Origin of the sequence: Rubrimonas sp., assembly GCF_036788415.1 — a bacterium.
Classification (GTDB): domain Bacteria; phylum Pseudomonadota; class Alphaproteobacteria; order Rhodobacterales; family Rhodobacteraceae; genus Rubrimonas.
In genome coordinates this window covers 67,047-78,798 of sequence record NZ_DAIQNN010000008.1, presented here as the reverse complement: position 1 = coordinate 78,798, position 11,752 = coordinate 67,047, and the positions used below count along the sequence as shown (strand labels likewise).

The 11,752-nt window shown below is 69.3% G+C and carries 11 protein-coding genes and 1 pseudogene; 5 read left to right on the top strand and 7 right to left on the bottom strand.

What is annotated here, in order from left to right; translation table 11 throughout:
- Nucleotides 1-251 (bottom strand): annotated as a pseudogene (locus V7Q31_RS04050) (RNA polymerase-binding protein DksA); the annotation flags it as partial.
- A 174-nt stretch (nucleotides 252-425) separates the two neighbouring features.
- Between V7Q31_RS04050 and V7Q31_RS04045 the strand changes: the two are divergent.
- From V7Q31_RS04045 to V7Q31_RS04025, 5 genes are all read left to right on the top strand, one after another.
- Nucleotides 426-1,268 (top strand): AAA family ATPase, encoded by an 843-nt coding sequence (locus tag V7Q31_RS04045; protein ID WP_333832392.1) that lies wholly within the window; start codon nucleotides 426-428, stop codon nucleotides 1,266-1,268.
- 75 nt (nucleotides 1,269-1,343) lie between these two features.
- The gene (locus tag V7Q31_RS04040; RefSeq protein ID WP_333832391.1) at nucleotides 1,344-1,649 is read left to right on the top strand and encodes a hypothetical protein; all 306 of its coding nucleotides are present in this window, start codon (nucleotides 1,344-1,346) and stop codon (nucleotides 1,647-1,649) included.
- Nucleotides 1,650-1,674: 25 nt separating this feature from the next.
- Nucleotides 1,675-2,589, top strand: a complete 915-nt coding sequence (locus V7Q31_RS04035) for an AEC family transporter (RefSeq protein WP_333832390.1) — start codon at nucleotides 1,675-1,677, stop codon at nucleotides 2,587-2,589.
- 39 nt (nucleotides 2,590-2,628) lie between these two features.
- The gene (locus V7Q31_RS04030) at nucleotides 2,629-2,805 is read left to right on the top strand and encodes a hypothetical protein (RefSeq protein ID WP_333832389.1); all 177 of its coding nucleotides are present in this window, start codon (nucleotides 2,629-2,631) and stop codon (nucleotides 2,803-2,805) included.
- Between the two features lie 22 nt (nucleotides 2,806-2,827).
- A complete protein-coding gene (locus V7Q31_RS04025; RefSeq protein ID WP_333832388.1) occupies nucleotides 2,828-4,015 on the top strand; it encodes a vWA domain-containing protein in 1,188 nt (395 codons plus the stop codon).
- 31 nt (nucleotides 4,016-4,046) lie between these two features.
- Here V7Q31_RS04025 and urtE read toward each other — a convergent pair whose 3' ends face one another.
- The 6 genes from urtE to ade all read right to left on the bottom strand — a co-directional run bounded on the left by urtE (nucleotide 4,047) and on the right by ade (nucleotide 11,494).
- Complete coding sequence (urtE, locus tag V7Q31_RS04020; RefSeq protein ID WP_333832387.1) at nucleotides 4,047-4,742, bottom strand: urea ABC transporter ATP-binding subunit UrtE; 696 nt, start codon at nucleotides 4,740-4,742, stop codon at nucleotides 4,047-4,049.
- A gap of 2 nt (nucleotides 4,743-4,744) precedes the next feature.
- Nucleotides 4,745-5,497: an urea ABC transporter ATP-binding protein UrtD gene (gene urtD / locus V7Q31_RS04015; RefSeq protein WP_333832386.1), complete on the bottom strand. Its 753-nt coding sequence runs from the start codon at nucleotides 5,495-5,497 to the stop codon at nucleotides 4,745-4,747.
- A 4-nt stretch (nucleotides 5,498-5,501) separates the two neighbouring features.
- The gene (urtC, locus tag V7Q31_RS04010; RefSeq protein WP_333832385.1) at nucleotides 5,502-6,620 is read right to left on the bottom strand and encodes an urea ABC transporter permease subunit UrtC; all 1,119 of its coding nucleotides are present in this window, start codon (nucleotides 6,618-6,620) and stop codon (nucleotides 5,502-5,504) included.
- A gap of 2 nt (nucleotides 6,621-6,622) precedes the next feature.
- The gene (gene urtB, locus V7Q31_RS04005) at nucleotides 6,623-8,215 is read right to left on the bottom strand and encodes an urea ABC transporter permease subunit UrtB (protein WP_333832384.1); all 1,593 of its coding nucleotides are present in this window, start codon (nucleotides 8,213-8,215) and stop codon (nucleotides 6,623-6,625) included.
- Nucleotides 8,216-8,300: 85 nt separating this feature from the next.
- Entirely contained in the window at nucleotides 8,301-9,581 is a 1,281-nt protein-coding gene (urtA, locus tag V7Q31_RS04000) for an urea ABC transporter substrate-binding protein (RefSeq protein ID WP_333832383.1), read from the bottom strand.
- A gap of 224 nt (nucleotides 9,582-9,805) precedes the next feature.
- Nucleotides 9,806-11,494, bottom strand: a complete 1,689-nt coding sequence (ade, locus tag V7Q31_RS03995; protein ID WP_333832382.1) for an adenine deaminase — start codon at nucleotides 11,492-11,494, stop codon at nucleotides 9,806-9,808.
- Nucleotides 11,495-11,752 lie beyond the last annotated feature (258 nt).

Sequence of the window (11,752 nt, the reverse complement as noted above, 5' to 3'; positions counted from 1 at the left end):
ATCAGCTTGCGCTGGCGGTCGCGGGTGCGCAGCTCCAGCGCGCGGTCGGTCTCGGCGGAGGCGCGGTCGACGAGGTCCGGGATGTTGACCGCCCCCTCCTGCATCGCCTCCAGCGTCTCGCGGCTCTCGTCGAGGATCTCGCGCTTGAGCGCCGTCAGACGCTTGCGGAAGAACTCCTTGTGACGATCGCACATGAAAGGTTCGTCGTCGCTCGGGAGGTATTCGGCCTTGATCACGCCCTGCACCGTCATTGAGGTCGCCCTCTCCTGTCGTGTGGCCGACCGCCGCGCGTAGTGCGCCGCGCCGCCTGATTTTGGCCGGACATATAGAGCGAAGGCTCTGGCGTGTCGATAAAAACCGAAGGGTCTTGCGCCCTTTGCAACCGCTGGTAGGCTCGCATCCGCAGCATTGGCGGAGGGCGGGACATGCGGTTCGAGGGCGCGCGCGATTATGTCGCCGCCGATGATCTGAGGCTCGCGGTCAACGCCGCCATCGCGCTCGAGCGACCGCTGCTGGTCAAGGGCGAGCCCGGCACAGGCAAGACCGAACTCGCGCGACAGATCGCCGACGCGCTGGGCCTGCGGCTGCTGGAATGGTCGGTGAAGTCCACCACCCGCGCGCAACAGGGCCTCTACGAATACGACGCCGTCAGCCGCCTGCGCGACAGCCAGCTCGGCGAGGCCCGCGTCGCCGACATCGCCGCCTACATCCGCAAGGGCAAGCTGTGGGAGGCTTTCGACGCCGAAGAAAAGACCGTCCTGCTGATCGACGAGATCGACAAGGCCGACATCGAGTTTCCCAACGATCTACTGCAGGAACTCGACCGCATGGAGTTCTTCGTCTACGAAACCGGCGAGACGATCCGCGCCCGTCACCGCCCCATCGTCATCATCACCTCGAACAATGAGAAGGAGTTGCCGGACGCCTTCCTGCGCCGCTGCTTCTTCCACTACATTCGCTTTCCGGACGCCGAGACGCTGGCGCAGATCGTGCAGGTCCATTTCCCCGACGTGAAGCAGACCCTGCTGCGCGAGGCGCTGAATCAGTTCTACGCGCTGCGCGAGACGCCGGGGCTCAAGAAGAAGCCCTCCACCTCGGAGGCGCTCGACTGGATCCGCCTGCTGATGGCCGACGATCTCGACGCGGCGGACCTGCGCGCCGACGCCCGGTCGGCGCTGCCGCGCCTGCACGGCGCGCTTCTGAAGAACGAGCAAGACGTGCATCTGTTCGAACGCCTCGCCTTCATGGCGCGCCGCCGCGGCGAATGAGCCGCGGCGCCGAATCCGCGCGACAACCGTCACGAAATCCCCTATGCTGCACCGCAGCAAGAAGGAGCGCCCGCCATGTTCTTCGATCCGGCGACGATGAAGGCGATGCAGAGCTGGTCGCGCCTGAACACGGCCTATGCGAAAATGTCGATGTCGGCGGGCGAGGTCATCCTGCGCCGCACGATGATGATGGCGCAGGGCGCGATGAGCGGGCCGGAAGCAGCAAAGATGTTTCTCGAAAAGCCCGCAGCCTTCGCCGCCGCCGCGGAAAAGGCGATGACCGCCGCCGCGCGCGGGGCGAATGCGACCTCGGTCGCGGAAGCCGCGCTGCGCCCGATCGGCGCCCGCACCCGCGCCAACGCCCGGCGCCTGCGCAAATAGGCGCCTCCCTTCGCCGAGACCGCCGATGAGCGTCCTCGACGCGCTGACCGGCGCGATCCTGCCGATTTTCGCGGCCCCCGCGCTCGGCTATGCGATGGGCGCGCGCGGCCAAGTCTCGGCGGCGGATGCGGCGGCGGTGAACCGGATCGGCCTCACGGTCTCGGTGCCGCCGCTGCTCTTCGGCCTGATCGCGCAGGCGCCAGGCTCCGGCTTCCACGCGCCGCTGCTCGCCGTCTGGCTCGGCTGCACGCTCGCGCTCTGGGCGCTCGGCGCGGCGCTCGCGCGATTCGTGTTCGGTAGGGGCGCGCGCGAGTCGCTGCTGCTGGGCATGAGCGCGGTCTTCGTGAACCATGTGTTCTTCGTCCTGCCGATCGCCGAAGGGCTCTACGGCGCGGCGGCGCGCCCGCCCATCGTCGCGATCGTGGTCGTCGACAGCCTCGCGCTCTTCGCCGCCGCGTCAGTCATGCTCGACATCGCGCGCACGGGCGGGGCGGGGCTGGGGCGCACGCTGACGGCGGTGTTCTCCAACCCCGTCACGCTGGGGGTGCTCGCCGGACTCGCGGTGAACCTTTCCGGGATCGAACTGCACAAGGGCGTGGAGACGTTCGCCCGCTTCATGGGCGCGGCGGGCGCGCCGATGATGCTGTTCGCGCTCGGCGTCACCCTGAGCGGGTTCGCCGCCCTGCGCCTCGACGGGGCCGCCTTGTCGGCGGTCGCGCTCAAGATCGCGCTGCACCCGCTGGTCTTTCTGCTCGCCTCCGCCGCTCTGCCCGCCGCCGACCCCGAGGCGCGGCGGCTCGCGATCCTCACCGCCGCCGGCCCCTGCGGGGCGATGCCCTTCGCACTGGCGCTGCGCTACGGCGCGCCGACCGAGTCGATCGCGCGCGCCATCGTGCTCTCGACGCTCTTGTCGGTCGGCGCGCTCGCCCTGCTCGCCTGACAGCTTCCCCCGGCGGCTCCGGTCCGCTAGAGAGCGCGGATGATCCTGATCCTCGCCTTCATCGCCGGCGCGGCGCTCGGCTGGCTGCGCGCGGCCCGGCGCGGCGGCGCCACCGCCGACCGCGTCCAGTACGCCTTCGCCCATGGCTTCGCGGCGCTGGTCGCCGCGGCGGCGCTGGCGCTGCTGCTCGGGCTTTTCGGGCTGTCGCCGCTTTGAGCCGCGCGCTATCGTCGCGCGCATGTTCGCAGGTTTCTTCCTCGCCCTGCGCGCCGCCGGCGCGCCAGTCTCGCTGCGCGAATATCTCGCGCTGATCGAGGGCGTACAGGCGGGGCTCGCCGATTTCGACGTCGAGGCGTTCTACCACCTCGCCCGCGCCGCCCTGATCAAGGACGAGCGGCGCTTCGACCTGTTCGACCGCGTCTTCGCGGCGCATTTCAAGGGCGTCGAGGCCGTCGGCGGCGCGTCCGACGGCGCCGCGCCCCGCGCCATCCCCGAGGACTGGCTGCGCAAGCTCGCCGAGAAGCACCTCACCGAAGAGGAGAAGAAGCTCGTCGACAGCCTCGGCGGCTGGGGCAAGCTTATGGAGACGCTGCGCCAGCGCCTCGCCGATCAGCAGGGCCGGCATCAGGGCGGGAGCAAGTGGATCGGCACGGCGGGAACGTCGCCCTTCGGCGCCTATGGCTACAACCCGGAGGGCGTGCGGATCGGCCAGAGCGAAAGCCGCCATCGCCGCGCGGTGAAGGTGTGGGACAAGCGCGAGTTCAGGGATTACGCCGACGACGCCGAGATCGGCTCGCGCACCATGAAGCTCGCGCTGCGCCGCCTGCGCCGCTGGGCGCGCGACGGCGCGCGGCAGGAGTTCGACCTCGACGGCACCATAACGCACACCGCCCGCCGGGGCTTTCTCGACATCCGCACCCGCCCCGAACGCCACAACGCGGTGAAAGTGCTGCTGCTGCTCGACGTCGGCGGCTCGATGGACGACCATGTCGCTGTGGTCGAGGAACTGTTCTCGGCGGCTCGCAGCGAGTTCAAGCATTTCGAGCATTACTACTTCCACAACTGCCTCTACGAAGCGGTCTGGAAGGACAGCCGGCGCCGCTATGACGAGACGACCCCCACCAAGGAGCTGATGCGCCGCTTCGGGCCGGACTGGCGGCTGGTCCTCGTCGGCGACGCGTCGATGAGCCCGTGGGAGATCGTTCAGCCCGGCGGCGCGTCCGAGCACTGGAACGCCGAATCCGGAGAGACCTGGATGCGCCGGGTCTGCGCGCACTGGCCCTCGCACGCCTGGATCAATCCGGTTCCGCAGGAAAGCTGGGGCTGGACGCAGTCGATCGGCATGATCGCGACGCTTACCGAAGGCCGGATGTTTCCGATGACGCTCGAAGGGCTCGACCGGGCGATGCGCGCGCTCACCCGCTGAGGCGCAGAGCGCATCCGGGGGCCCGCGCGCTTCAGACGGTCAGCAGCCGCCGCACCTCCGGGGCGTCGAGATCGGATGCGGGACCGGAGGCGGCGACTTCGCCGCGCTCGAGCACGACGAAGCTGTCGGCCAGTTCGCGGGCGAAGTCGAGATACTGCTCGACCAGCAGGATCGCCATGTCGCCCCTGCCCCGCAGCCAACTCAGCGCGCGCCCGATGTCCTTGATGATCGACGGCTGGATGCCTTCGGTCGGCTCGTCGAGGGCGAGAAAGCGCGGGCGCGTCACCAGCGCGCGGCCGATGGCGAGTTGCTGCTGCTGGCCGCCCGAGAGATCGCCGCCGCGCCGGCGCAGCATGTCGCGCAGCACCGGGAACAGGTCGAACACTTCCGAAGGCACGAAGCGCTCGGGCCGCGCGAGCGGCGCGAAGCCGGTCTCCAAGTTCTCGCGCACGGTCAGCAGCGGGAAGATCTCGCGGCCCTGCGGCACCAGCGCCATGCCGCGGCGGGCGCGCTCATGGGGCGCGATCCGCCCGAGGGCGGCGCCTTCCCAGCTGATCGTCCCGGCGCTGATCGCTTGCTGACCCATAACCGCGCGCAGAAGCGAGGTCTTGCCGACGCCGTTGCGCCCCAGAACGCAGGTGATCCTTCCGGGCTCGGCGGTCAGGCTGACGCGCCGCAGCGCCTGCGCCGCGCCGTAATGCAGATCGACTTTCTCGACAGACAGCATGCTCAGCGCCCCAGATACACGTCGATGACCTTCTGGTCGGCGCTGACATGGTCGATGGACCCCTCCGCCAGCACCGAGCCCTCGTGCAGCACGCTGACTTTCACGCCCAGCTCGCGCACGAAGGCCATGTCGTGCTCGACCACGACGACGGAATGCGCGCCGGCCACCTCGCGCAGAAGCTCGGCGGTCTGCATCGTCTCCACGTCGGTCATGCCGGCCACCGGCTCGTCCACCAGCAGCACCTTGGGGTCCTGCGCCAGCAGCATCCCGATCTCGAGCCACTGCTTCTGGCCATGCGAAAGGTCGGCGGCCATCTCGGCGCGGCGGTCGCCCAGCCGGATCAGGCCGAGCAGTTCGTCGATGCGGCGGCGCTCCGCCCCGCTGAGGCGCGCGAGCAGAACGTCGAGCACGCCGCGCGCCCCCTTCAGCGCCAGCAGCAGGTTGTCCTCGACGCTCAGCGTCTCGAAGACGGTCGGCTTCTGGAACTTGCGGCCCACGCCGAGGCGCGCGATCTCGGCCTCGTCGAGGCGGGTGAGATCGTGGGTCCCGTCGAACAGCACGTCGCCCGCGTCGGGCCGCGTCTTGCCGGTCACGATGTCCATCATCGTGGTCTTCCCCGCCCCGTTCGGGCCGATGATCGCGCGCATCTCGCCCGGTTTCAGCACGAGGCTGAGGCTGTTGATCGCGCGGAAGCCGTCGAAGCTGACCGACACGCCGTCGAGATAGAGAATGGACCCCTGCGCCGCCGTGACCATCGCGCTACTCCGCCGGTTCGGGTTGCGGCTGGCGCGCCGCGTCGGGCGGGACGCGCTTCTGGCGCCGCGTCTCGATTAGACCGAGCACGCCCTTCGGCAGGAACAGCGTCACGCCCACGAAGATGGCGCCCAGCGCGAACAGCCAGACTTCGGGGAACCACCCCGTGAGCAGCGTCTTGGCGGCGTTGACGATCAACGCGCCGAGCGCCGCGCCCGCCAGCGTGCCGCGCCCGCCGACCGCCACCCACACCACGATCTCGATGGAGTTGGCCGGAGAGAATTCCGACGGGTTGATGATGCCGACCTGCGGCGTGTAGAGCGCGCCCGCGAGCCCCGCCAGCATCGCCGAGACGGTGAAGACGAACAGCTTGTAATACTCGACCCGATAGCCGAGGAAGCGCGTCCGGCTTTCGGCGTCGCGCACCGCAGCCAGCACCTTGCCGGCGCGCGAGCGGGTGATCCAGCGGCACAGCACATAGCCGCCGCCCAGCGCCAGCGCGGTCGCGACGAAAAGCCCGGCGCGGGTCGTGTCGGATTGCATGCTGAAGCCGAGCACGTCCTTGAAGTCGGTCAGGCCGTTATTGCCGCCGAAGCCCATCTCGTTGCGGAAAAAGGCGAGCATCAGCGCGTAAGTCATCGCCTGCGTGATGATCGAGAGATAGACGCCCGACACGCGGCTGCGGAAGGCGAACCAGCCGAACACGAAGGCGAGCAGGCCGGGGACGAACATCGCCATCAGGGCCGCGAACCAGAACATGTCGAAGCCGAGCCAGAACCAGGGCAGCTCGGGCCAGTTCAGGAACACCATGAAGTCGGGCAGGATCGGGTTGCCGTACACCCCGCGCGGCCCGATCTCGCGCATCAGATGCATGCCCATCGCATAACCGCCGAGCGCGAAAAAGGCGCCATGGCCCAGCGAGAGGATGCCCGCGTAGCCCCAGATCAGGTCCACCGCGAGGGCGAGCAGCGCATAGCAAAGATACTTGCCGAACAGCGACACCGCGTAGGACGGCAGATGGACGCCCGAGCCCGGCTGGGCGACAAGGCTCATCAGGGGCACCGCCACCGTGACGATGGCGAGCAGGCCGAGAAAGATCGCGGAGCGCGCGTCGAGAAAGCCCATCCTCACGCCTCCACCGCCCGGCCGCGCAGCGCGAACAGGCCGCGAGGTCGCTTCTGGATGAACAGGATGATCGCCACCAGAACGAGGATCTTGGCCAGCACCGCGCCCGCGTAAGGCTCGAGGAACTTGTTTACGACGCCGAGCGTGAACGCGCCGGCGAGCGCGCCCCAGAGATTGCCGACGCCGCCGAACACCACGACCATGAAGCTATCCACGATGTAGCCCTGCCCGAGATTGGGCGAGACGTTGTCGATCTGGCTGAGCGCGACGCCCGCCACGCCCGCGACGCCCGCGCCGAGGCCGAAGGTCATCGCGTCGACCCAACCCGTGCGCACGCCCATCGCGTCGGCCATGCGGCGGTTCTGGGTGACGGCGCGCATCTGCAGGCCGAGCGGCGTGCGCTTGAGCAGCAGCAGCAGCGCGGCGAACACCGCCAGAGAGAAGATCAGGATCCAGAAGCGGTTGTAGGTGATGGTCAACTGCCCGACTTCGAAGGCGCCCGACATCCAGGAGGGGTTGCCGACTTCGCGGTTGGTCGGCCCGAAGAGCGAGCGCACCGCCTGTTGGAGGATCAGCGAGACGCCCCAGGTGGCGAGCAGCGTCTCAAGCGGACGGCCGTAGAGAAAGCGCACCACGCCCCGCTCGATCGCGACGCCCACGGCGCCGGCCACGAGGAAGGCGAGCGGCAGGGCGATGGCGAGCGACCAGTCGAACAGGCCGGGCGCGTTCTGGCGGATGATCTCCTGCACGGCATAAGTCGTGTAGGCGCCGAGCATCACCAACTCGCCATGCGCCATGTTGATAACGCCCATCACGCCGAAGGTGATGGCGAGGCCGATGGCGGCGAGCATCAACACCGAGCCGAGCGACAGGCCGAACCATATGTTTCGCGCGAGCCCCCATTGGGCCTGGATGCGCTCGATGTCGGCGCGCGCGGCGGCGGCGGCGGCGGCGACTTCGGGGGCCGGGTCGGTCTCGGCGGCGATCACGAGCGAAAGGGCTTCGCGGTCGGCGCGCGCGGTCAGCGCGGCGAAAGCCTCGACGCGGTCGGCGGCGGGGCGGTCGGATTTCAGCAGCGCCGCGGCACGCGCTTCCGACAATGCGCGCGCCACGCCCGGATCGCTCTCCGCCGCAAGGGCCGCTTCGACGGCTTCGATCTGCGCCGGGTCCTGGCTGCGGAAGATCGCCGCGGCCGCGTCGCGCCGCACGGCGGCGTCGGGGCTGCGCAGGGTGAGCGCGCCCACCGCCGCGGAAATCGCCCGGCGCAGCGTGTTGTTGACGCGTATCGCGTCGGCGTCGCGCCGCCCGATCTCGCCATAGGCCTCGCCCGTGAAGACGTCGAAGGCGAAGCTGTCGCGCTTGACCTTTTCCACGCGCACCAGCCGCCCGTTGCGCTTCAGAATCGCGAGGTCGCCCTCGCCCAGAAGCGCCAGCAGGTCGGTCGCGCGCGGGTCGCCTGTCGCGCCGATCTCGGCCACGACGCGGGAGCGCGCGTCGAAATCGCCCTCGGCGAGCCTCGGCGCGATCTCTTCGAGCGTCTGAGCGGCGGCGAAGGGCGCGATCAGCAGGGCGAACAGAAGAACGAGAACGCGCATGCGGGCTCCAGAAGAAAAGGCGGGGCCGGGCGGGGGAGGAACGCCCGGCCCCTTTGCGGTCAGCGCAGGGGAAACGTCCTGAGGCTTACTGGTTCAGCCCGCCGCACTGCCCGGTCTCGACGTTGAAGTTCCCGCAGGACATGGGGGCCTGCCAGTCGGACATGATCTTCGCCGACTCCGGCAGGTAGTCCGACCATGCGTCGCCCGGCACGAGGCCCGAGGTCTCCCACACGGTCTCAAACTGGCCGTCGGCCTGAATCTCGCCCACCAGCACCGGCTTGGTGATGTGGTGGTTGGGCATCATCGCCGAGAAGCCGCCCGAGAGGTTCGGGACGGCGACGCCCACCATCGCGTCGATCACCGCGTCGGTGTCAGTCGTCCCGGCGGCCTCGACCGCCTTCACCCACATGTTGAAGCCGATGTAATGGGCTTCCATCGGGTCGTTGGTCACGCGCTCCTCGGAGCCGATGAAGGCCTGCCACGCCTCGATGAATTCGTCGTTCTCGGGCGTGTCGACCGACATGAAATAGTTCCACGCCGCGAGATGGCCGACCAGCGGGCCGGTGTCGAGGCCCGCGAGCTCCTCCTCGCCGACCGAGAAGGCCACGACGGGGATGTCCTCGGCGGAGATGCCCTGGTTGGCGAGTTCCTTGTAGAACGGGACGTTGGCGTCGCCGTTGATCGTTGAGACCACGGCCGTCTTCTTGCCCGCCGAGCCGAACGCCTTGATGTCGGAGACGATCGTCTGCCAGTCGGAATGGCCGAACGGCGTGTAGTTGATCATGATGTCTTCGGGCGCGACCCCGAGCGACTGGAGATAGGCTTCGAGAATCTTGTTGGTCGTGCGCGGATAGACGTAGTCGGTGCCGGCGAGCACCCAGCGCTCGACGCTTTCGACGTCGCGCAGGTAGTCCACCGCCGGGATCGCCTGCTGGTTCGGGGCCGCGCCGGTGTAGAACACGTTGCGCTGGCTCTCCTCGCCCTCGTACTGCACCGGGTAGAACAGGATCGAGTTCAGCTCCTCGAACACCGGCAGCACCGACTTGCGCGACACCGACGTCCAGCAGCCGAACACCACGTCGACGCCCGAGACCTGGATCAGCTCGCGCGCCTTCTCGGCGAAGAGGGGCCAGTCGGAGGCGGGATCGACCACGACGGCTTCGAGCGGACGGCCGAGCACGCCGCCCTTCTTGTTCTGCTCCTCGACGAGCATCAGCATGACGTCCTTCAGGGTCGTCTCCGAGATCGCCATCGTGCCCGAAAGCGAATGCAGCACGCCGACCTTGATCGGCTCGCCCGACTGCGCGAAGGCCGCGCCAGCCGCGAGCGACAGCGCCAGCGCCGAAACCGTCATCCGGAAATTCATCCCATATCCTCCTGTCGCAGCGCATCGCGCGCGTGTTGTGCGGCGGAACGAAAACAGCGCGGCTCGCGACGGAAAAGATTAAAGCGCGCGCGCTGAGCGATTGCGCAGCGCCTGCGCAATTTCGCGCCATGATTCCGCTGCGGCGCACAAATCGCAGGCGCGCATCTGACGCGAGACGTGCGACTTTCCGCCCCTCGGCGCCTCATCTATGCGCAGGGCGCGCCTCAGATCAGGGCGAAGCGGTCGACGTCGACGAGCCCCCTGTCGGTGATCTTGAGATGCGGGATCACCGGCAGAGCGAGGAAGGCAAGTTGCAGGAACGGCTCCTCCAGCGTCACCCCGAGCGACGCTGCGGCGCGGCGCAAATCGACCAGCGCGGCGCGCACCGCCTCGAACGGCTGGAGACTCATCAGCCCCGCCACGGGTAGCGCGAGTTCGGCCAGCACCCCGCCGCCCGCGACCACGGCGAAGCCGCCCTCGATCTCACCGAGCCGGTTGGCGGCCTGCGCCATGTCGGCGTAGTCCGCCCCGACCACGGCGATGTTGTGATGGTCGTGGCTGACGGTCGAGGCGATGGCCCCGCGCGTCATGCCGAAGCCCCGCACCAGCCCGCAGGCCATGCCGCCGCCCTTGCCGTGCCGCTCGATGACGCCGATGCGCATCAGGTCGCGGGACGGGTCGGGGCGGCGGTCGCCGGCGAGGGTCTCGACGTCCTCGATCAGGTGCTCCGTTATGATCTTGCCGGGGATCACCCCGATCACTGGCGCGCGCGCCGGGCCCTCCCAGCGGAAATCCTCCGCCGAGACGCGACGCGCCTTGACCGACCCCCGGCCCACCGGCGCCACGGTCCCGCGCGCCGCGAAGGCGGCGGCGTCGGCGCGCGCGCCGCCGCAGAGCACCGCCTGCGCCCGACAACTCTCCAGACTGTCGAGCGCCGCGATGTCGGCCCGGCGCCCCGGCGCGATCAGGCCGCGATCCTTCAGCCCGAACGCCTCCGCCGCCGACAGGCTCGCCGCGCGATAGACCGCGAGCGGCGGACAGCCCAGCGCGATCAGCGTGCGGATCGAATGGTCGAGATGCCCCGATTCGGCGATGTCGAGCGGGTTCCGGTCGTCGGTGCACAGCGCCATGAAAGGCGACGTCCGCTCGGTCAGCAGCGGCGCCAGCGCATGCAGGTCCTTGGAGACCGAGCCCTCGCGGATGAACACGCGCATTCCCTTGCGCATCTTCTCCGCGCCCTCCGCAGCGCTCGTCGCCTCGTGCTCGGTGCGCACGCCGGCGGCGAGATAGGCGTCGAGGTCGCGGCCCGTCAGCATAGGCGCGTGACCGTCGATGTGGCGGCCCGCGAAAGCGCGCAGCTTGGCCATGCAGCCGGGGTCGCGATGGATCACGCCGGGATAGTTCATGAATTCCGCCAGACCCAGCGCGCGGGGATGGTCGGCGAGCGCGGCCAGCGCCTCGGCGTCGAGCCGGGCGCCGGAGGTCTCCATCTCGGTGGACGGCACGCAGGAGGAGAGCATCACGCGGATGTCCATCAGTGTGCGCCCGCTCGTCTCCAACGCCCAGGCGAGCCCCTCGGCGCCGAGCACGTTGGCGATCTCGTGCGGGTCCCAGATCGCCGTGGTCACGCCCCGCGGCGCGACGCATCGGTCGAACTCCAAGGGTGTGATCAGCGAACTTTCGATGTGGAGATGCGCGTCGATGAAGCCCGGGACGAGGACCAGATCGGAGACGTCGAGGATGACCTCCCCGTCGCAGCGCGCGCCGACGCTGACGATCATGTCGCCGCAGACGGCGACGTCGCCGGCGATCCACTCGCCCGCGACGAGGTCGAAGACCCGCCCGCCGCGCAGCACGAGATCGGCGGGCGCGTCGCCCCGGCCTTGCGCGATCCGCCGCTCCAGCGCCTCCATGCCGCCGCCTCCCCACGCTCGCACGCGCCGGGTCCGAATGCGGATTCGACGCTTTCCCCACCCTACGAGATGCGCTATCCAAAGCCCATGTCGAGGATCGCTCGCCCTTCCAGCGCATTCGCCGCCGCGCGCGGCGCACAGCGTCCGTGGCCGCTCGGCCTTCTCCTGCTTAGCCGCCCCTGAGCGCGCCCTCTCGCGGCGCGCGCGCTCGGGGGATCACAGGCTGACGCGCTGCGGCGTAAAGCGCTCACATGTTCC